The following is an 18,894-nucleotide window of genomic DNA, read 5'->3' on the forward strand; positions in this document are numbered from 1 at the left end:
GCTTCATCCCTCGTTCCATACCGTATCAACGGCCCAGGTGTGCGCCGTTTGGCAGGCACCCCACGAGCAGCGGTCCTCCAGCAGCGGCGACAGCCGCGTGAAGATGCCGGGCATGTGGGAGTCGGGATCGCGGCGGCCGATGCCTTCCGCAATCCAATCGGCCTCCTGGAAGTAGCGGCAGGCCAGTTCGATGTCGATGGGCTGCAGGACGCGCCCCATGGCCTCGTTGCACACGGCGCTCAGGGCGTCGTTGCCGAAGTGGTGGATGTGGGGATAGGTCATTTCTTTCTCCCAGAAGTGGAGCGGGGCGGTGAGGCCCCGGGGCGGCGTCAGGCGGCGCTGAGATACCAGGTCAGGAAGCGGATGCGGTCTTCGATGCGCTTGCCGGCTTCGTAGGCCGCACCGTCAGCGGTGCACTCGTAGGCCGGGTCGTACTGCGGCAGCAGCACGTCCAGTTCATCCATCGCCGCCTTGCGCTCGGCCTCGGTCAGGACCTGGCGGGCAGCCGGCGCCGGGCGTTGGGCCGGGGCCTTGTTCAGGCCGCGCTTGGCCTTGAACTCCTCGATGAAGCTGGAGAACTCCAGGTAGAACTGGTTCATGACTTCTCGCTTACCCCTCTTGCCGGGGGGTGCCGGTGCAGCGGTGCTGCAATGTCTTAACTATAGTCTTTAGGACTATAGATGCAAGCCTGCATGTGTGTCGGTGTGTAGTTGCGAAGTAAACCTTTTTCTGGTCAGCCAGAATTCCGCCTTGTTCACCAAGCTCCGAGCTGCAGCACCTGCCATGCAATCGCCTTCGCGCCCCAAGATCGACACGTCACGCCTAGACCGTGCGCGCCCTGTGGTGGCCCTCACGGACCAGTGGCGCATCTACTCCCAGCCCATCCCTGGGCACGAGATGCTGGGCACCATCAGCATGGTGGCGCGCGGGGAAACTCATACCTTCGCACTGGCGCGGCGCGAGCGTGACGGCGTGCTGTGTGCGGCAACGGATGGAGTGGCGACACCGCTGAACCGCCAGGACAAGGCTCAGAAGTCGCTGGCTGCGGCGCAAAGCGCAGGTGCTGGCGCCAGCGATGGCAAGCCCGCTGGATAGCCTGACTTGGTTTTGCTGTTGTGGTCTTGTGGACTATATTTGCCGCATCAACCTGAGCCGCTGAAGCTGCCATGCCACTGCCAGAACCTACCGCCGAAAACGTCGTGGCCTACCGCAAGAGCGCGGGCCTGTCGCAGTCCGAGCTGTGCCGGCTGCTCGGCGTCAAGAGCGTGCGTTGGCTGAGCAAGGTGGAGACGGCCTACGACGGCGCGCAGATGTCGCAGCAGCTATGGGAGCTGATGCTGTTCAAGACCAACCAGCATCCCGAGTTCCAGTGCGTGCCTCGGCAGGCCAGCGCGTGACGCTAGGACTGGCTGGCGGGTTGGCTGCTCGACGCGGCGCACGGTGGCCAGCAGCGTGTCCAGGCTCTCGACGTTGACGGCGATGAGCAGCAGCCAGCGCAGGCTGAAACGCCGCTGGCCTTCTATCGGGCCGGGCAACGTGCCGTCGCCGGGCTGGTGTGTCTCCCACCTCCAACGGCTCAACCACGGCCCGCAGGCCCGTGCCGGCCGCGGCTGGCGCTGCTTCGGTGCCTGAACTCGCCAGCGTGCGGCTGATGGGGTACATCGCCGGCAGCGGCAGGAAGCACCAATCTGGTCAGGAGGGCAGGGGGCTGCCCTTGTCGCTGCGAAACTCGTCGCAAGTCTTCCAGGCGTGGGGATAGCAGCGGCCGATGACGGGCAGGATCTCGCGCGGGCGGCATGTGCGGTGGTCGATGGCGCTGTTGGGCATGGTGTCATCTTGCATGGCGCCATTCGGACTTCGCTAAGTCCTTGGCAGTCCAATCAACTTGCCTGGAGCGGCTACAGACTCAGGTCATTGGATCACTTTTGTGATGGTGATGATAATCGTAGTTATCAATGTTCCGATGCGTGTGCCGGTGACAGCCATCTCAGGATGCCAAGGCGGACAGTTCGCTCAGGCGCTGCTCAAACCGCTCATGCCACTGTTGACCGGAAACGCAGGGCTTCCAACGCGAGTCGAACACGGCTCTTCACGACATGCACTTGACTTGCCCTGTCGAGAACGTACATTACGTACTTAACGAAATACACCAAAAAAACAAGTATGGCATCGGTCAACAAAGTCCTTCTCATTGGCGACCTCGGACGCTGCGAAAAAACCTCGTCCTACATAAATCTCATCGAAAGCAAAACCAATGCAGACAGCATCGCTGTAGGTGAGCGCTTCGTGGACGAGGTCCGCTTGCGGGTAATGAGAGCCCTTGCCGCTCTTGGTACAGAACTCACCGGTATCGTTTCTCCTGGCGAAGAGCACGACACCAGCCCTCTGACGGCGTACCAGCGCGCTGCTCGGGTTCTCCATGCGGCGCTGAGGGCCCTGCGTAATAGCGGCCGTTGCCTCAAACATCTGTCAGCCTGCAATGCTTCGTCAGGCTGGCAACAGCGCTTGCTGACCTCTGTGCGTGTTGCTGCGTTTTTCCACGCACGCAAGGTTGACGCTCGCAATCTGCCTTGACCTGCCCGGCATGAAGTCAACGCCCCACCTCATTGAAACCGACTCCCGCATCGCTGCCAGGAGTCGACCCAAAAGCAAACCTTCCGAGGATTTCGTGTCCGTCGCCGAGACGCGCGCGCTGATGGCGGGCAGTGTTGCCTTTCGCCAAAAGCGCCTTGAGGCTGGAGACATGGTGTCCACGGACGAGGCCGCTGAAATGACCGGTACCAGCCGCGTGACGATCAACGCTTGGATCAACAAGGGACGCGCCATTGGGCTTACCCAGATCAAGCGCGGGTTTCGCATGCCGCGTTGGCAGTTCGATGCCCCGATGTGGGACGTGCTGCCGCAACTGTCGCAAGCCCTCGGTACAAAGGAAGGCTGGGCGCTGCTCGCTTTTCTCGAAACGCCACATGGCGGGCTCAACGGAGCCACGCCACGTGAGGCAATCGAGCGAGGCGAGGGTGCCCGTGTGGTCGATCTGGCAGCGCGGGGCAGCTGACCTCCGCGTTCATGAACCTCGCTGATCTCGAATACCTCAACACCTGTACGATCCCCGCCGGACAAACCTTCTTCCGTATCCAGCGTGCCCGCGCGACACGGCAGACCGTGCGGCGAGGCCCTTTGAAGCTGGCTCCTGCAGGCGTCATGTCGGGTCGATTTGATCTGGTCGATGCGCCTACCGCTTACCTTGCCGAAGCGCCCGAAACTGCGCTGTACGAGGCAGTGTTTCGGCGCGAGGCCACCAGCGTCTCAATCGCGGCGTTGGGGCAGCGCGAGTTGCTGGCAGCGCAGCTGTTGCAGCAAGTGCAGTTGGGTGACCTGCGACCCCATGCCGGGTCTTGGCCAGTTCTGCAGTCCCTGCGCCATTCGCAGACCCAGGAGCTTGCCGCACAAGCCCATGCAGCAGGCTTCGACGGCTTTATCTACCGCTCGGCACAGCAGTTTGGCCAAGACTGCATCGTGTTGTTCGACCCTGGCGCTACGAGTACGAAAGCTCTGTGGCGAACGCCATTGACCAATGCGGCCGGGGCTGTGAGCCGTTGGGTGGCGGCAGCAGTTCGAGGTTCGGGGATCCCTCTGGTTCCATGAGTCTCCCCAGGCACCCTGACGGTGGTGTTTTACCGTCCTGGTGCAAGAGGCGCGGAGAAGGACTGGAGGTCAACACCCTGCCTGTTCACCAAGCAGCGACAAGAAAATTTATCCAAGCTTCGAGACAGATGGACTGCATCAAGCTCAACAAAGCAAAACGGCCCTGAAGGGCCGTTTGTCTCCGTACAACTATGCCGCCTACGGCTTCTTGAACAGCTGACCGCTCACTTCAGGACCATTCCAGCTAGCAAAGCGCCGGTCCAGATCTCTAAGCGTAGGCGCCCCTGTTGCACGCAGACCTGCGCGAACAGCATCAAGCATCGCCTCACTGACATGCTCCACCATCGGCCGACGAAAAGCATTCGTCTGTCTCAATGGGCGGCTGTTCACAAGTCTCTCCTGTGTTGGGCTGCTCAACTGGAGCAGCAACAATGATGGCTGAATCCCACCTACCTTCAACAAAGTGGGAATAGCCTGCGTTCTTGTACGACTGTAACGCATCCGGAAGCGGCCGAAGTACCCGGATGCCAACGGCTGTAGGCGGAATGTCAGAGCACATTGCAAACCGGAAAGCATAGAGGGACATGATGGCCATCGGGACTACGTGCTTCTTGAGCGGATGGGAAGGATCTGGATGGCCTTCAACGTGAGTAAGAGAGAGCCATTTTTTTCCTCGCGAGACACGGGCTGCGACGAGACCACATAGCTTGTCTTCAACAGTGAAGGCACAACTGTATGTTCTAGGGCCACGTGCTTCCAGCGGCTTGATGATGGCTTTGTCCCAGTCCCAGTCAACAAGACGGCCGGGATAGTTGCGCCAGTCGTCTCGGAACTGCTGTAGTACTACGGGTGTGACTGCAGTGACCTTCACGTCCACACCGTAGTCTTGAAGCGCTTGCTGCTCGACAAAACGCCTTGTCACCGCCCTGTACTGGCTATAGCGTTCAATGGCGTACGACAGTTGCTCTGACATCGATAGTGCTTGCTGCTCCGTTCCTCCTCCTGCTCGCATCCTCAGCCACCTTTTGTAATCGGGCGAGCATTCTAGTTACTTTTGCTTGTGAAACAGAAGTCGATGCGCGACTTTCTGGCTGACAAGCCGTGGTCGTGGCACCTGCACCCTACTGGCGCGAGCGGTCGAAGTCAGATGTCCACAATGTGACGCAGCATGCGGAACGGCACCCGCCAGCCCGAGCCGTCTGTGGTCTTATCCCGCAGGTCGGGCGCGTGACGATGAGCATCGGCTTCACGGCGCTGCAGCCAGGCGGCCTGCCCACCGGCGCTCTGGACCGGGCCGACCGGGCGCTGTACCTGGCCAAGACCAGCGGCCGCAACCAGGTGGCGGGGCCGTCCGTGATGACGGCGGCCGGGCAAGACGCTGCGGACACGGCGCACGCGGGCAGCGTGGATCTTTTCTAACCTGACGCACGGCGCCGCCCGGGTATCCAGTCGGCTGCCGCCAAGTGCCAGGCCGCAGAAGCACCACGAAGCTGGCGCACTCGGTGGCTGCCGCCGGGCGGCCGGGAGTCTTGATGCAACCGTCGAGCGTGGCACCTTTGCGCCATGGAAACCGCAGCCGTGGCACGGCGCCGACACAGGTTTTCCCGGCCTTTCGCCAGCCACATAACGCTCGGAACAATTGCCTCATACAGCCGGGAGACAGGGCCATGAAGAAGGCAAGGGAAGTGCTGTTGCTGGCCGCCAGCATCGCAGTCGGTGCACCGGCGTTGGCTGGTTGGACGGCCTTCGGCGAGGATGGCAGGAACGCGGTCTGGTACGTCGATCCCGAGTCGGTCCGCACCGTGGGTGAGCTTCGTCAGGTCTGGGCCATGAAGGACATGGCGCAGCCGGTGATCGACTTCGACCTCTCGATGCAGTTCCTCTACGAGGTGGACTGCCAGGGACGGCGCCAGCGGCTGCTGGAGTACCAGAGCTTCAAAGGGCGCATGGGCGGCGGACAGCCCACACGCGGCGGGATGGTGTTCGGCGACTGGGCTGTGGCGGCGCCGGGGACGGTGGGCGGCAGGATCATCAGCGCGGCGTGCGCGCGCAGTTGAAAGGCACCTGGCTTGCGAGCCGGGGCATTGCGTTGGAGCCCTGACGCTGGCGCAAACCGGTCACCCAGCGCATGGGCGGCTTGGTTGCTAGCGCAATCACGCCAGCGGTGGTGAATACAAGGGGCTCCAGATTTCGTCATCGCCGCCGGGCTCGCGCGTCCAATGTGCGCAGCCGTGTGCCGGCTGGGCCACGACGGGAGCCGCGCCGGGCTTGTTGCATCGCGCGTTGATCCCATTGGCCAGCAGCCCGCCGTAGTGCTGGCAGTACCAGCAAGGACGGCGCGCCTCCCGGCTGATGAAGTCGCTGCTCACCGGCATCCTCCTTTGCACTACGCGGTTTTCTGGATACCAGAGTCCACGAGGCGGAACAACAATTGCTGCGCCGCACCATGCCGGTGATCGTCAGTGCTTTTGAGGCGCTTGACCGGCTGCCCTGAGTACCGGGCCCAACCCTTCGCCCAAGGACAGCAGCATGAACAGCACCGCGTCGATCCCTCTTCCGGCAACTTCTCCGCCGCCGGCGTACGAGGCCGCGATGGCCGATTTGGAACGGCGGGCTTGGGCCGGCCAGTTGACGCTGGCACAAGCCAGGCAGGAGATCTTTGCCTTGCGCGAGCAGTTCGCACCTCGGCCCGGTGCAGTGGCACAGTGGGCGATCTTCAGGCGCCAGTGAACGGCTGCAGAGCGTTCCAGGCGCAGTTGCCTACTCGTCGGGCCAAGCCGAGCAGGCGAAGCTTGGTCGGCTTCACTTGGGGACGCCAAGCGCAGCGCGGCGGGGGTTGACGAAGGCAGCCCCCAGGAGGGCAAGCGAAGCGCGCAGCGGCGGCCGCCAGGCCGCCGCGAAAGACGGCAGGGATTGAAGCCCGGCAGGGTCGAGACCCCGGCACGGGGGCTCGATGCGAAGCACGAAAGCCCGGTCCTGCGCTGTCAAGCGCAGGAGCCGCCCAAGCTGATCGCGGCGTTCAGGACGAAGCGCCTGGTCGATTGAGCGCGTCGAGCGCCAGGCGCAGGCTGTACCCCGGCACCCGCTCGCCGGCACGGGCGCGCTGCACCATCTCAGCAGCCCATGCGCGTTCACGCCCCACCCGCGGCGCCACCGGGCGCAGGTACTTGCGCCGGATTTCGGCAGCGCGCTGCGGCTGCTTCACTTCAGGCTGTGCCCGAAAGGCCGGAGACGGCGCACTCGCACACAGTTCCCGGAAGGCTGCGGCAGTGGGCACGCCGGCCGGGTCCAGCAGCGATAGCGCGTGCTCGATGACCTCGGGCCGCTGGGCATAGCTGGCCAGCTCGCGCGCCCAATCCTCTTTCACCGCTGCGAGGGGCAGACCGGCCCAGCGGTCCATGAAGGCGCTGCCATAGCGCAGCGTCAGCCGGTCGAACAGACCTTCGATGAAATCGACGCGAAGCGACATAGGCCCTCTATAGCAGTTCCGCGAGATTATAAATATCTACAAAACTTCCACCACTTTTAGTATGGCTATGGCATTAGGCGACGCCAAAGAATATGTCAATATTTCTTCGTACGCTGTTTGTTATTCGCAATGCCACCTCTATTTCAAAATCCTAGATTTAACAAACCGATGCAATTAATATAGGTCTTAGACATGGAGTATTTCGGTGTTTGACCTATAATAAATACATGCATCAGGGCAGGTGCAGTAGGAGAAAGCAGTGATTGACTCCCTTCCTTCCAATACCTACCGCTTCAACAGCACCTTCGCCGGCATCCCGGTCGAAATTGAATATGAGATCGAAGTCAGCGAGGACCATCGCGGCGCTGACGTATATGTGCTGCCGATGGTCTGCATCCTCAATGGGCACGAAGTTGATCTGTGCGAGGACGCCGGCCTGTTCCACCCCCAGCAACTGCAAACGTGGCTAGCTGAAGCCGAGGCCCATGCCAAGGACGGCGGCAACGACTTCGACGGCGGCGACTACACCCCCGACGCCTACGACGCCGCTGCGGCTGAAGATCGCTGGATTGCCCAGCTGGACCACGCTCACTACAGCCGGGCGGGGGTCTAAATGGAAGGGCTCTGCATCCAGCGGAGCCCCTGGCCCCCGGCGCGGGGCCATGCGGCAGCCGCAAGCCAAACGCCTTCTTCTGATCGCCTGTATTTCGGCTTTCAGCCCGGCCCGTATTACCTGGGAGCCAGCGGGCGAACCGTGCATCACGACAACCTTATATGGACGCCTCCCGTGTGGCGAGCGAATTTTTGAAGCTCTGACTCAGCGGAATTCACTGCGGTCTTATATCCGGCCTACTGATGCAGTCCAGGCATGAGCCCGCTGCTGGCCTTGATGGTCATTCGCAAGGTCGGTGCTCATCTGCCAATAGGACTTTGCTTGCCTGCCCGTCCAAGTTGTCGTTCAGCTTTACCCGACCCGCGGTCCAACCGCTTTGCCATCACTTCATCGACTCGACTCACGCACTCTTTGGCATATCACTCCGGTTGTTGAGTTGGCTACAAATCAATCAATCACGAGGCACAAGCCATGGGCACATTACTCTTCCATTCCCGTTGGTATGTACGACCATGAGCTATCAAAGCCCAGGCCGTGCGCGCCATCTTGTTGGCAAGAGCCACCACAACAACATTCACCGGGCGTCGTGCCAGCATTTTTTCGAGCCACAGCGGCTGGTGCTTGGTGCGCTCGATGACCGAGCGCGCCCCGTTGATCAACAAAGTGCGCAGGTAGGAGTCGCCGCGCTTGGAGAGCTTGCCCACCCGCGTCTTGCCACCGGTGCCGCTATGCGCGGGCACAAGTCCCAGGCTGGCGGAGAACTCGCGTCCCGAACGCCAGTCCTTTCCATCGCCCAACGTGGCCGCCAGCGCTGTGGCTCCCAGCAGTCCAATACCCGGCACCTCGCGCAGCGTGCGGGCGCTGTCGATTTGCTTCTGCAGTGCTGCAAGTTGGTGCTCCAGAGCTTCGATGCGCTGCTCCACCTGCACCAGCATCTCCAGTTGCCCGTCCACCAGGACTTGCAACGTTGCTGGCAGCTGCGCGTCGATCTCAGCGCGCTGCTGCGCCAGCGCCTTCAGGCCTGCATTGCGTCCGCCACGAAGCACAACGCCGAACTCGTAGAGCAGGCCCCGAAGCGCGTTGACCGTTGCCGTGCGGACACTGACCCAGTGCGATCGCGTGCGATGCACCGCCAGCACGGCTTGCTGCTCACGGCTCTTTATCGGTACACGCCGGATGTCCTCATGCTGTGCAGCGACCCAGATTGCCCGCGCGTCAGCGGCGTCATCCTTGTTGCTGCGGACGAAAGGTTTGACGTGCTGCGCTGGCAGCAGCTCCACCTGGTGGCCGAGATCGCCAAGCACGCGAGCCCAGTGGTGGGCGCTGCCGCAGGCTTCCATGGCAACCCGTGTCGGCTGCAGCGGTGCAAAGTACTCCGCCAGCTTCGCTCGCGGCATCTTCTTGCGCTTGATCTCCCCGGTCTGGGCATCCACCCAGTGGAGCTGCATCACGTTCTTGGCCAGGTCCAGGCCGTAAGTCGTACGATCCATCTGAGGCCTCCGTCTTCAGGCGATGTTGCAAGCAGCGCCAATTGGGCACTTCGATGCCGTGTGACGCGAGGCCTCCCTGATCCCCTGGTCAGCGGTATTCCTGCTGCTCGGCAGACCTCGCTGGCCTCAGCGGGTGGGAGGCGTCCATACCATCTGCCGAGCCCTGGCGGTCTGGTCGCTGTGGTGCCGGTCCTGGCTGACGCCCACCTGTTCAAAGCGGCGCCGGACCTGTTCACGGTGGCCCAAGCCCTGACCGAGCTTCCTGCCTTGCATGCTTCATCCGACGCCGAAGCCCTGGCGGCGCGGATCGGGCTGCTCGTGGAAGCCGCGCATGTGGCCGTGGCCCGTGCCTTGGGAGCGATGCAATGAGCAGCGCAGCCCATCAGTCGGCCATCCACCTGTTGACCGCGCATCTGCCCGTCAACCCTGTGAAGCGTATTCGCATCCTGGTCCTGGTTGGGCACCACGAGGCCGAGTGCGTAGCCGAAGAAATGAGTGACCCGGACTGCCCGCCTTGCCAGTTCGGGCACCGCTGCCAGTCAGGCGAAGGCTGCCCGATCCGCGATCTGGAGCGCCGCCATGGGTGACCTCTACGCCACCGATGCGGCCCTGGCCGAGCAGGCGACTGCCGACGCTTTCGAGCACAGCACTTGTGACCGCGCCCGCTTGATCCCTTGGGACGTGCTGGGCTTCCTCGCCGGGCTGCTGCTGGCGCTGGCATCCGCGCCGTTCGTCTCTTACTGAGCCCCTGGGCCTTGGTCGGCGGCCTTTCTTGCCGGCCTTCTTTCGGAGTACCTGCCATGTTGAACGCTCTTGGCCCCGTGATCGGCAACCGCCTCGCCGGCGCTCACCGGGCCACGCTCAAGCCGCACCTGCGCGAGCGGCTGGCGCTGCTGGCCCGCCGCTGCACGCCGCTGGGCACCATCGACACCGACGCGGACGGGCGGCTGTCCTTCATTCCGAAGGGTGACCGGCTGCGCGGCTGGACCCACGTGGGAAGCACGCCCCACACGCTGCCGGCGTCCGCATTCCGCCCTGGCCAGCGCGTGCGGGTTCATGCCACGGCGGCGCAACTGCTGGCGCAGGAGGTGTACGCGTTCGAGCCCGAAGAAGTCGCGGCGGTCCTCGATGGCGAGGGCGTGGTGATGGAGGACGGCGGCTGCGCCGCGCTTGGGCTGGTGGTCGTCGCCATGAAATCCGAGCCCTGGGCATTCATGCCGGCTTTCCTGCGACTGGTGCCGGCAGCCGAAGGCGACGACGAGTGCGAGGCCATGACCAGCGGCCCGGCCTTCGATCCCTACAGGGAGCCGCTGGCGCTGGGCGATACGGTGCAGGGCACGGACGGACGCATCGGCCGCGTGACGCTCATTGAGCCGCAGCGCCTGGGCGTGGCGTTCGAGCGCGGTGGCGGCTGGTGCGGCGACATGGGCTGTCGCGGCTCGCTGCGGCTGCTTGCCAAGGCCGCGCCGATGCCTGCGACTTGGGGCAGTACGGACGGCTGCCCGTTCTGAAGCCGGGGGCCGCGCCATGCTTACCGAAGCTCAAAGGGCGCTGCGCCGTACCGGCGTGGGCGCTTCCGAGTGCGCCGCGGCCCTGGGTCTGAGCCCGTACCAGACCCGGTTCGAGCTCTACCAGGTCAAGCGCGGCGAGGCCCCGGAAGCGCCCGACAACCTAGCGATGCGCTTTGGCCTGGCCGCCGAGCCCTTCATCCTCTCCGAGTTTCAGCGCGCGCACCCGGACGACTTGTTGGTGATCGGCCCCGACACCATGCGGCGCGGTCGCATGTTCTGCCACCTCGATGCCTGGGCGCCCGGCTTCTTCAACGTCCAGGCCAAAACCGCGCGCACGCGCCAGGGCTGGGGCGAGTCCGGCTCGCCCGACATCCCGCAGCACTATCTGCTGCAGGTCCAGCACGAAATGCTGCTGGCCGGCGTTGATGTGTCCCTCGTGCCGGTGCTCTTCGGCGGCGCGGACTACGACGAATTCGTGGTCGAGGCTGACCGCGAGTTGCAGGAGTTGATCGAGGACGGCATTGCGGAGTTCTGGCGGCTTGTGGAGCGCGGCGAGCCGCCTGAGCCGGTGACGCTGGCCGACATGCTCGCCCGCTTTGGCGACACCTGCCGCGCTGGACAGGCGGTGGCCGGCGTCGACGTGCTGCGCGCGGTGCACGAGTTGCGTGCCCTCCGGGCGCAGCGCGAGCAACTGGACGCGGCCGAAGCGGCGCTGAAGGCGCGGCTCATGGGGGCGCTGGGCGAGGCCGACACGCTGGTAGATGCCACCGGCCACGCCCTCGCGACATGGCGGGCCGTCAAGCCCGCGCGGCGCTTCGACGCCGCCGCGTTCGAGGCCGCGTATCCGGAGCTTTATCGGAAGTTTCTGCGCACCGGCTCGCCGGGGCGGCAGTTTCGACTCAAGGACGAAAAGTGAGCTTTTTTGGGAGTCGGCAGCGCGCACAACGCAGGCCATCCCTGTCCACATCTGCAGGAGCAAATCATGAGCGACGTTGAAGTGATCCAGAACCCGTTTGATGCCATGCCGGGCGCATCGCGCAGCGTGGCCGAGAGTGCCGGCGCACGTGCCGTGCAGGCCCGCGAGAGCGCCGAGGTCATGGCGCTGGCGATGATGGCCAAGCGTTTCCCGCGCAACGTCATCCAGGCCTGCGACAAGATCCGCAACGCGTTCACGCGGCAGACCCTGGCCGAGAAGGCGCAGTACCAGTACAGCCGCGGCGGCTCCGACGTGGTGGGGCCGAGCATCCGGGCGGCCGAGGCGATGGCGCAGCAGTGGGGCAACATTTCCAGCGGCTGGCGCGAGATCAGCCGCTATGTCGGGCCTGACGGCGTGGGCGTGTCCGAGGTTGAAGCCTTCTGTGTGGACTACGAGACCACCAACCGCGAGGTGATCCAGTTCTTCGTGCGCCACTGGCGCGAGACGAAGGAGGGCGGCTACCGGCTCAAGGGCGAGCGCGACATCTACGAGCTGTGCGCCAACCAGGCCGCGCGCCGCAAGCGCGCCTGCATCCTGGCGCAGATCCCGGGCGACGTGACGGAGATGGCAATGGAGCAGGCCAGCGCCACGCTGCGCGCCAAGGCCGACACGTCCCCCGAGGGCATCAAGCGGCTGCTCGACACCTTCGCTGTGGAGTTTGGCGTGACGAAGGAACAGATCGAGCGGCGCATCCAGCGCCGCTTCGAGGCGATCCAGCCGGCGCAGGTGGTGGGGCTGAAGCGCGTCTATGTCAGCCTGCGCGACGAAATGAGCACGGTGGCCGACTGGTTCGAACCGGTCGAAGTGCCGCCGGCGGCGAACGACGCGCAGGGCGAGGGCGCTGGTGCTGGCGCTGCTGCCCCCGCTGCGAGCGCCACCGACCGGGCCAAGGCGATGCTTCGCGAGCGCGCGAAGCCGCCAGCCGCGGCTGCCACGCCGGCACCCGCACCGGCGCGGCCGAAGGCGCCGCCGCCGCAGGCTCGCCATGGTTTCGACGCCGACGCCTTTGCACAGCAAATGCAGCACGCCGCCGACCGGGGCGACGGTGAAACGCTCGATGCCCTGGGCGAGCAGCTGCGCGACGTACTCGACGAGGACCTGCGCGCCACGCTCACCGACATGCATGCGCGGCTGCGCGCGGGCCTGGACCAGCCCCCGCGCCAGCAGCCCGCCACAGCACCGACTCCGCAGCCGCGTCGGCGCACCGCACCCTGACTACGACGGCCGCCAAATCAAACAGGTTTCCAGGGCGACACCAGCGGTGGTGGGGCGCTTCTCCTCCCTCCCTCCGACTTCCCACCCCGCGCAGCGCGAGCTGCCGCCCTTTCCTCTTCCGTTTCTCGTGCCAAGGAAAGTGCCCATGTCCGCCGTTCCTTCTGCCGAGCCCTCTGGCGTGGCCGACCACGGCCGCACCGGCTCCCCTGCCATGCTGCTGGTGTTCAGGAATGAGCTGCCTTGTGCCAGCCGTTGATCCTCTAGTCAACGATGCGTCCAACGCCGCCGTGCTGAAGGGCATTGAGGCCAGGACAGGGGGCCCGGCTGCCTTGCTCTACATCGGTGACGAGGCCTGCGCTCCTGGGGTGTTTCACGAAGATCACCAGGGCGGCGACGGCCAGGACCTGCGAGCAAGGTCAGGGTCACCACGGTTCCCGAGAACAGCAGAGGCGGACCGCTCCAGGCAAGCGCCTAACATCGGCGGCCCAATCCATCTGAGGGAACAGACCATGTCAGAGAGCAGCGAGGAGGCTGCGCCGCCTGAGCGCCCCAAGCGCGGCCGACCGAAGAAGCCCCCTGAACCACCGTTCTACCCGGAGCTTCCGCAACCCACAGGGGAGCAAGTGCGCGAGCTGCGGCTGCGCATGGGTTGGACACTGAGTTACACCGCCGGCATCCTGGGCCTCACCGACGCCCAGGCGGTCAGCGACATCGAGCGCATGTCGGAGCGCAAAGGCTCACCGCGCATGCTGAATCTCCGGAGCTGGACGCTGATGCTGCTGGCCGCTGGCGAGCATCCGACGTTCGTCTTGGTAGAGCGGCAGTCGAGCACGGAGACGCCGGACTGAATAACGGGTTTGCCACCGAGCCTCACTGCCGTGCAGTAGCACGCCACCTTCACGGCGGCACAGGCGCAAGTCAGCCTACAAAGTTGATGCTCGGAATGGCCGCTACATCCCGGCTCTGCCTTGGAAGCGCAGCCTCCTCGCCGGAGAACTGCCGGCGTTCCTGCACTGTGTCGGGTGACATGGCAGCGTCCCGTGCAGTTGCCGTTGCGTCTTCAATGCGAGGCTCTACGCCGCGGCACAGGCCAAGCATCGTCCCGGGGCGCCTCGCCCACGACAGCGGCTAAGTCCCACTGGCCAGTCGTGTCCTCGCACACCAGGATGTAGAAGCCCTCGGCGGTGGCAACCTTCCACCATGTGCGATCCCGGCCATGCCAGCGGTCACACACCTCGTTGACCGCCACGCGCCGGGTGCCGAAGTGAACCGCGCCGGGAATCTCGGAGGCTCGTTGGTGTGAGTCAGGCCGGGACGGCCGACTCGGCGAGTTGACGATGGTAGTTGGCCTCGGCTTCCGCGGGCGGGATGTTGCCGATAGGCTCCAGCAGCCGATGGTGGTTGAACCAGGCCACCCAGGTCAGCGTTGCCAGCTCAACGGCCTCCTTGCTCTTCCAGGATGAGCGGCGATGGATCACCTCGGCCTTGTACAGCCCGTTGATCGTCTCGGCCAGCGCGTTGTCGTAGGAGTCGCCCACGCTGCCCACGGACGGCTCGATGCCGGCTTCGGCCAGGCGCTCGGTGTAGCGGATGCTGACGTATTGCGACCCGCGGTCCGAGTGATGCACCAGCCGGTCATCCTCGGTGGGCCTGCGCTCGTACAGGGCCTGCTCCAGCGCGTCGAGCACGAAGTCCGTGCGCATGGACGACGACGCCCGCCAGCCCACGATGCGCCGGGCGAAGACGTCGATGACGAAGGCCACGTAGACGAACCCTTGCCAGGTCGGCACGTACGTGAAGTCCGAGAGCCACAGCTGGTTGGGCCGCTCGGCGCGGAACTGCCGCTTGACCTTGTCCGACGGCAAGGACGCGGTCGTGTCAGCCACGGTGGTGCGCACCACCTTGGGGTGGACGGACTCCGCGTGCAAAAAGGTGCGCTTTGAGTCTAGAACGCGTTGCGGGACAAGGACTTACGAAAATTTGAATTACGGCGACAGCAGTTTGGCCGTGTAAATCGGTGCGTTTTTCGGTGGGAATATCACCGTTTGCCGTGGCCAGAAAACGCCGCGCCGATCTGCCTGGCACGGCGCTCGTCGTCGGCGTGCAGGTACAGCGACGTGGTGGACACCGACGCGTGGCGCAGGTTGTCGCGCACTGTGGTCAGGCCGGCGCCGGACTCAAGAGCAAACGAGGCGTGGCTGTGGCGAAGCCAGTGCGGAGAGGCCCGGCTCAGCTTCTCGGCCAGCGCCGGATTGACGTCGGCGAGCACTGCGGCCGCGGTCGAGAAGAAGCGCTTCATCGCCGCCCACAGCCGCCTGGCCGTGATGCCGTCCTCGCCATCGAGGCTGCCCAGCAGCGGCGTGCGCGGGTCCCACTTCGCCGGGCTCACCGGCAGTCTGCGCTGCACCAGGTAAGTCTCCAGCGCGCCGCGCGCGATGGGGGGCAGCACCACCTTGCCGGCCTTGCTGCCCTTGCCGACCACATGCAGCCAGGCATCGCCGCCGGTGTCGCTCTCGATATTGCCCAGCGTAGCGCCCACCAGCTCGCTGGCGCGCAGCCCGGTGCCGAAGCCGAAGTCCAGCACGAAACGCATGCGCTGCGCCGCGCGTGGCTCCCACCCGTACGACCATGCATGGACGCCCCCGAAGATGCCAGGCGTTCTTTCAACGACAGCTTGAAAGGAAGATTGCAGCTATGCATTCGGACTTCATGCAGGTAGTGGGCCTGCGGTCCCCGATGGAATGCGCTGGTCGGTTCCCCATTACTCTATTGCACTCGAAGTGCGTGGTCGTACACGGGCTTCACCAACCACGGTCTAACCTGTCGTGCCATCGTGTCGTGATCGCCTGAGCAATCGTGGTGGGAATCTCCTTGTGTAGTCAGTAAGTTGAGCCTGCGTAGCCGGCTCGATTACGTGGCAGCCAATGCTGACGCGTAATCGGGTCGGAACTCCCGGTCGTTGGCCAGCAGCGCCCAGATCACACGAGCGTTTTTGTTTGCCAGCGCAACGCAAGCTATGTTGGGGTGTCGACGATCAGCCAAGTTACCAACCCGTAAGCGGTCTTTCATACCCGTCCTGGCGGACGGCGGCAGGATGCGCTCACTGCCAGACGGCAGCGGCGGTCAGCTCGCCGCCGGTCCGAGGTTCCAGGGCAGCAGCGCCTCGTAGTCGTCCACGGTCTTGGCCTTGGGCAACTCGGTCAGCAACCGGCGCAGGTACCAGTAACCGTCGATGCCGTTGGCAATGCAGGTCTGCAGCAGCGAGTACAGGTTCGCGCTGGCATTGGCGCCGGCCACTGTGTCGTTGAAGAGCCATGCCCGTCTGCCGACTACGAACGGACGGATGGCGTTCTCGCACACATTGTTATCTATGGGGTAGTTGCCATCGTCAACGTAGCGCCTGAGCTTGGACCACTGTCCATGGGCATAGTGCAGCGCCTTGCCCAGCAGTGACTTGGGCATCACTGTGTGCAGCTTGGCCAGCAAGAGGCGCTCGATCTCGTCGAGGATCGGGACGCTTTGCTGCTGACGCCGCTCCTTCAGTGTGCTGGCACTGAGCTTTTCTTTCCGGGCCACCGACTCAACGTGGTACAGCCGCCCGATGAGGTCCATGAACTGCACGGCCACCTGGTCGGGGCCGCGCTTGTCCTTGGCCAAGGCCTCCACTGCGTCGTTAAACCGCCTCCGGCAATGTGCCCAGCATGCCAAGTGCACGAGCTTGTTGGCCGTGGCGACGTTGTCGTAGGGGTCGTAGCCGTCGCTCATCAGCACGCTGCCCGCCTGCACGCCGGCGTAGAGGTCCAGCGCCGTCTGCGCACTGCGTGACGGCGAGTAGGCGAAGAGCCGGATCGGCGGCCCGGTGCCGTCGGACCCCGAGCCTTCGGTCATCTGCACCCACATGTAGCTCTTGGCCTGCGCCTTGCGTCCGGGCTCCTTGAGCACCTGGACCACGGTTTCGTCGCCGTAGATCAGCGGCGCCTCCAGCAGCCGGTCGCGCATGAGGTTGATGACGGGCTGCACTTCCCGGCCGACACGCACGACGCCGGCAGCCATCGTGTTGCGCGCCATGTCGTTGCCGCCGAAGCGCCCCAGCAGCGCTGCCTGGCGGTACAGCGGTAGGCCGTCGAGGTATTTGGAGGTGATGACCCAGGACAGCAGCCCCTCGGTGAATAGCCCCTTGGGGATGATCTGCGGGGGCTTGGGTGCCAAGCGTAGGCCGCCATCACAGCACGGGCAGGCGTACTTCACCCGCTCGTGGCGGATGACGCGCACCTGCTGCGGGATGATGTCGAGCTGCTCGCTGGCCTCCACGCCGATCTCTTGCAGCGTGGCGCCGTCATGCGGGCACACACGTTCGGACTCGGGCAGCTCGTGGCGCACGACTTCCCGCGGCAGTGCCGGGTCCAGCGGCTTGCGACCGCGCTTGGCGCGCTTGTGTGCCGGCACGTCGACGCTGTCGCCGTCTTCAGCTACGGCCTCTTCAGCGGCCGGGGCAGCGCCGGCGCCGAGCTCCTCGGCTTCGTTGAAGAACAGGTCCTTCTGCTCGGTGCCGCGGACCTCGCTCTTGGCAGCGAAGAGCTGCCGCTTGAACCGGTTGAGCTGCTCCTGCAGCAGGTCACGCTCGGTGCGCACCACGCGCAGCTCGCCCACCAGCGCCTCGTTGCGGCGCGCAGCCTCGGCCAGTGCCTGCTGCAGGGCCTGGAACTCTTCGGCGCTGGGCATCTGCTGCATCGGCGGCGTTGTTCTCGTGGCGTCGGGCTGTGCCGGTGGGACGCCCTATTGTGCGAGAACATTGCCGTGGCCGGTGACGCTTCAACGCCACGGCCGTGCTGCTCACCGTGCGTCAGCCGACGTGCTCGTACACCCGCTGCGGATGCCGTCTTACGGCGGCCACGTTGATGCCCTCCAGCAGCCAGTGCAGCTGCTCCACCGTCAGCGTCGGCACCGCCGCCTCGTCGGGCCAGATGAACTTGTCGGCCTCGAGCCGCTTGAGAAGGAGCCAGAACCCGTTGCGATCCCAACCCAAGATTTTTACCCGGGTGCGCCGTTGGTTGCGGAACACGTACACGCACTCGGCGAACGGGTTGAGCCCCAGCGACTGCTCCACCAGCAGCGCCAGGCCGTTGATGCCCATGCGGAAGTCCACGGACGGGCGGTGCAGGTAAACCTTCAGCCCTTCGTTGAAGCGGAACACCGCACCCTCCCCAAGGCCTCGATCACGCTGCACGCCTGCCCCAGATCGCAGCCGCGCAGGTCCAGCACGACGCCGTTGGGCAGCCGCGCCTGCAGGTTCACCACGGGCTCGACCGCGGCCGGCTCAGCGGGCTCTATGCGCACCGGCACGAAGTCCGATGCCTGGGCCTGCACGATCTCGCCGCTGGGCGGGGTGCTCTGTGCCACTGAGCGTTCGTGCTGCCGTACCCAGCTGGCGAGCTGGTTGGCATTGACGCCACATGCGCGGGCGATCTTGGCCAGCGACGCGCCCGGCTCGCGGCACGCCAGGATCAACTCGTGCTTGGCTGCCTCGTCGTAAATGCTGCGCCCGTCACGCTTGCGGCCGATGACCAGCCGCTGCGCCAACTCGGAAAGATGACTGTCTGACATTACGTGCCCATCTGCCTACGTGGGCACGTACCTTCTCAACAGCTGCTGCCGGTTTCAAGGGCGTCGTTGATTGATCGCATACACCAACCCAGCTGAGCGTTATCTTCTTTGCTCGTTCAAGGGCATACATGACTGAGCGGGCACCATGGATGAGCAACGTGCGCAGGTAGCGATCACCGCGCTTGCTTATTCCCAGCAAGACGTTCTTGCCTCCACTGGAGTGCTGCTTTGGCACCAAGCCCAGCTGAGGTGCCCCTCGTTTTTCGCCTTCCAACTGGCCGCTCTTATGCCGCCTTCGGCTGCTGAGCTTGCTGCTTGCTGATCCAGCTTTGCAGGAACTCCTGCGGTGAGCAGTAGCCCAACGTGGAGTG

At 64.6% G+C, this 18,894-nt stretch carries 26 protein-coding genes and 4 pseudogenes; 16 read left to right on the forward strand and 14 right to left on the reverse strand.

Annotated elements, in window-relative coordinates:
- Positions 1-3 precede the first annotated feature (3 nt).
- Both FJ694_RS26735 and FJ694_RS26740 read right to left on the reverse strand, forming a co-directional pair.
- Positions 4-282 (reverse strand): hypothetical protein, encoded by a 279-nt coding sequence (locus FJ694_RS26735; RefSeq protein WP_157270572.1) that lies wholly within the window; start codon positions 280-282, stop codon positions 4-6.
- A 47-nt stretch (positions 283-329) separates the two neighbouring features.
- On the reverse strand, positions 330-599 hold the full coding sequence (locus FJ694_RS26740) for a hypothetical protein (RefSeq protein WP_157270574.1): 270 nt from the start codon (positions 597-599) through the stop codon (positions 330-332).
- Between the two features lie 184 nt (positions 600-783).
- On the opposite strand from FJ694_RS26740, the gene FJ694_RS26745 reads away from it, so the two are divergent.
- Together FJ694_RS26745 and FJ694_RS26750 are read left to right on the forward strand one after the other, a co-directional pair.
- Positions 784-1,095, forward strand: coding sequence for a hypothetical protein (locus FJ694_RS26745; RefSeq protein ID WP_157270576.1), 312 nt, complete (start codon positions 784-786; stop codon positions 1,093-1,095).
- Positions 1,096-1,166: 71 nt separating this feature from the next.
- Positions 1,167-1,397, forward strand: coding sequence for a helix-turn-helix domain-containing protein (locus FJ694_RS26750; RefSeq protein WP_157270578.1), 231 nt, complete (start codon positions 1,167-1,169; stop codon positions 1,395-1,397).
- A gap of 295 nt (positions 1,398-1,692) precedes the next feature.
- On the opposite strand, the gene FJ694_RS26755 is transcribed toward FJ694_RS26750, so the two are convergent.
- The gene (locus FJ694_RS26755; RefSeq protein WP_157270580.1) at positions 1,693-1,842 is read right to left on the reverse strand and encodes a hypothetical protein; all 150 of its coding nucleotides are present in this window, start codon (positions 1,840-1,842) and stop codon (positions 1,693-1,695) included.
- Between the two features lie 321 nt (positions 1,843-2,163).
- Between FJ694_RS26755 and FJ694_RS26760 the strand changes: the two genes are divergently transcribed.
- Genes FJ694_RS26760 through FJ694_RS26770 form a run of 3 tightly spaced genes read left to right on the forward strand, consistent with a single transcriptional unit; the run spans position 2,164 to position 3,645 of the window.
- On the forward strand, positions 2,164-2,574 hold the full coding sequence (locus FJ694_RS26760; RefSeq protein WP_157270582.1) for a hypothetical protein: 411 nt from the start codon (positions 2,164-2,166) through the stop codon (positions 2,572-2,574).
- A complete protein-coding gene (locus tag FJ694_RS26765; RefSeq protein WP_232540237.1) occupies positions 2,552-3,055 on the forward strand; it encodes a helix-turn-helix domain-containing protein in 504 nt (167 codons plus the stop codon). Before FJ694_RS26760 ends, FJ694_RS26765 begins: the two co-directional genes overlap by 23 nt.
- Before the next feature lie 11 nt (positions 3,056-3,066).
- Entirely contained in the window at positions 3,067-3,645 is a 579-nt protein-coding gene (locus tag FJ694_RS26770) for an RES family NAD+ phosphorylase (RefSeq protein WP_157270584.1), read from the forward strand.
- Between the two features lie 325 nt (positions 3,646-3,970).
- Here the strand turns inward: FJ694_RS26770 and FJ694_RS26775 are convergent, their stop codons facing one another.
- A complete protein-coding gene (locus tag FJ694_RS26775; RefSeq protein WP_157270586.1) occupies positions 3,971-4,618 on the reverse strand; it encodes a hypothetical protein in 648 nt (215 codons plus the stop codon).
- Positions 4,619-4,872: 254 nt separating this feature from the next.
- Between FJ694_RS26775 and FJ694_RS26780 the strand changes: the two genes are divergently transcribed.
- Both FJ694_RS26780 and FJ694_RS26785 read left to right on the forward strand, forming a co-directional pair.
- A complete protein-coding gene (locus FJ694_RS26780; protein ID WP_157270588.1) occupies positions 4,873-5,064 on the forward strand; it encodes a hypothetical protein in 192 nt (63 codons plus the stop codon).
- A gap of 248 nt (positions 5,065-5,312) precedes the next feature.
- Complete coding sequence (locus tag FJ694_RS26785; RefSeq protein WP_157270590.1) at positions 5,313-5,702, forward strand: surface-adhesin E family protein; 390 nt, start codon at positions 5,313-5,315, stop codon at positions 5,700-5,702.
- A 96-nt stretch (positions 5,703-5,798) separates the two neighbouring features.
- Here FJ694_RS26785 and FJ694_RS26790 read toward each other — a convergent pair whose 3' ends face one another.
- On the reverse strand, positions 5,799-6,014 hold the full coding sequence (locus FJ694_RS26790) for a hypothetical protein (protein ID WP_157270592.1): 216 nt from the start codon (positions 6,012-6,014) through the stop codon (positions 5,799-5,801).
- Positions 6,015-6,174: 160 nt separating this feature from the next.
- Between FJ694_RS26790 and FJ694_RS26795 the strand changes: the two genes are divergently transcribed.
- Positions 6,175-6,375 (forward strand): hypothetical protein, encoded by a 201-nt coding sequence (locus FJ694_RS26795; protein ID WP_157270594.1) that lies wholly within the window; start codon positions 6,175-6,177, stop codon positions 6,373-6,375.
- A gap of 289 nt (positions 6,376-6,664) precedes the next feature.
- Here the strand turns inward: FJ694_RS26795 and FJ694_RS26800 are convergent, their stop codons facing one another.
- A complete protein-coding gene (locus FJ694_RS26800) occupies positions 6,665-7,114 on the reverse strand; it encodes a hypothetical protein (RefSeq protein WP_157270596.1) in 450 nt (149 codons plus the stop codon).
- A 259-nt stretch (positions 7,115-7,373) separates the two neighbouring features.
- Between FJ694_RS26800 and FJ694_RS26805 the strand changes: the two genes are divergently transcribed.
- On the forward strand, positions 7,374-7,727 hold the full coding sequence (locus FJ694_RS26805) for a hypothetical protein (protein WP_157270598.1): 354 nt from the start codon (positions 7,374-7,376) through the stop codon (positions 7,725-7,727).
- A 455-nt stretch (positions 7,728-8,182) separates the two neighbouring features.
- On the opposite strand, the gene FJ694_RS26810 is transcribed toward FJ694_RS26805, so the two are convergent.
- Positions 8,183-9,217 (reverse strand): IS110 family RNA-guided transposase, encoded by a 1,035-nt coding sequence (locus FJ694_RS26810; protein WP_157270600.1) that lies wholly within the window; start codon positions 9,215-9,217, stop codon positions 8,183-8,185.
- A gap of 183 nt (positions 9,218-9,400) precedes the next feature.
- Between FJ694_RS26810 and FJ694_RS26815 the strand changes: the two genes are divergently transcribed.
- From FJ694_RS26815 to FJ694_RS26845, 7 genes are all read left to right on the forward strand, one after another.
- The gene (locus FJ694_RS26815; RefSeq protein WP_157270602.1) at positions 9,401-9,586 is read left to right on the forward strand and encodes a hypothetical protein; all 186 of its coding nucleotides are present in this window, start codon (positions 9,401-9,403) and stop codon (positions 9,584-9,586) included.
- Positions 9,583-9,804 carry a hypothetical protein gene (locus FJ694_RS26820; RefSeq protein WP_157270604.1) on the forward strand — a complete coding sequence of 74 codons (222 nt, stop codon included), beginning with the start codon at positions 9,583-9,585 and terminating at the stop codon, positions 9,802-9,804. The genes FJ694_RS26815 and FJ694_RS26820 overlap by 4 nt, the downstream gene beginning before the upstream one ends.
- Positions 9,797-9,961, forward strand: coding sequence for a hypothetical protein (locus tag FJ694_RS26825; RefSeq protein ID WP_157270606.1), 165 nt, complete (start codon positions 9,797-9,799; stop codon positions 9,959-9,961). The genes FJ694_RS26820 and FJ694_RS26825 overlap by 8 nt, the downstream gene beginning before the upstream one ends.
- Before the next feature lie 56 nt (positions 9,962-10,017).
- On the forward strand, positions 10,018-10,728 hold the full coding sequence (locus FJ694_RS26830) for a hypothetical protein (protein WP_157270608.1): 711 nt from the start codon (positions 10,018-10,020) through the stop codon (positions 10,726-10,728).
- Between the two features lie 16 nt (positions 10,729-10,744).
- The gene (locus tag FJ694_RS26835) at positions 10,745-11,644 is read left to right on the forward strand and encodes a YqaJ viral recombinase family nuclease (protein ID WP_259373182.1); all 900 of its coding nucleotides are present in this window, start codon (positions 10,745-10,747) and stop codon (positions 11,642-11,644) included.
- Between the two features lie 66 nt (positions 11,645-11,710).
- Complete coding sequence (locus FJ694_RS26840; RefSeq protein WP_157270612.1) at positions 11,711-12,919, forward strand: hypothetical protein; 1,209 nt, start codon at positions 11,711-11,713, stop codon at positions 12,917-12,919.
- A 509-nt stretch (positions 12,920-13,428) separates the two neighbouring features.
- Entirely contained in the window at positions 13,429-13,767 is a 339-nt protein-coding gene (locus FJ694_RS26845) for a helix-turn-helix domain-containing protein (protein ID WP_157270614.1), read from the forward strand.
- Between the two features lie 456 nt (positions 13,768-14,223).
- Here FJ694_RS26845 and FJ694_RS26850 read toward each other — a convergent pair.
- The 7 genes and pseudogenes from FJ694_RS26850 to FJ694_RS38045 form a co-directional block, all read right to left on the reverse strand.
- Positions 14,224-14,823, reverse strand: a pseudogene (locus FJ694_RS26850) (IS3 family transposase); the annotation flags it as partial.
- A gap of 134 nt (positions 14,824-14,957) precedes the next feature.
- Positions 14,958-15,548, reverse strand: a pseudogene (locus FJ694_RS26855) (tyrosine-type recombinase/integrase); the annotation flags it as partial.
- Between the two features lie 281 nt (positions 15,549-15,829).
- Positions 15,830-15,961: pseudogene (locus FJ694_RS26860) on the reverse strand (IS110 family transposase); the annotation flags it as partial.
- Between the two features lie 81 nt (positions 15,962-16,042).
- Positions 16,043-17,650 carry an IS66 family transposase gene (tnpC, locus tag FJ694_RS26865; RefSeq protein ID WP_157270618.1) on the reverse strand — a complete coding sequence of 536 codons (1,608 nt, stop codon included), beginning with the start codon at positions 17,648-17,650 and terminating at the stop codon, positions 16,043-16,045.
- Positions 17,651-17,762: 112 nt separating this feature from the next.
- On the reverse strand, positions 17,763-18,113 hold the full coding sequence (gene tnpB, locus FJ694_RS26870; protein ID WP_157270620.1) for an IS66 family insertion sequence element accessory protein TnpB: 351 nt from the start codon (positions 18,111-18,113) through the stop codon (positions 17,763-17,765).
- The gene (locus FJ694_RS26875) at positions 18,089-18,523 is read right to left on the reverse strand and encodes a transposase (protein ID WP_157270622.1); all 435 of its coding nucleotides are present in this window, start codon (positions 18,521-18,523) and stop codon (positions 18,089-18,091) included. The genes tnpB and FJ694_RS26875 overlap by 25 nt, the downstream gene beginning before the upstream one ends.
- A gap of 129 nt (positions 18,524-18,652) precedes the next feature.
- Positions 18,653-18,776, reverse strand: a pseudogene (locus FJ694_RS38045) (transposase); the annotation flags it as partial.
- Positions 18,777-18,894: the final 118 nt, after the last annotated feature.

The organism is Azohydromonas aeria (assembly GCF_009760915.1).
Taxonomy (GTDB): Bacteria; Pseudomonadota; Gammaproteobacteria; order Burkholderiales; family Burkholderiaceae_C; genus Azohydromonas; species Azohydromonas aeria.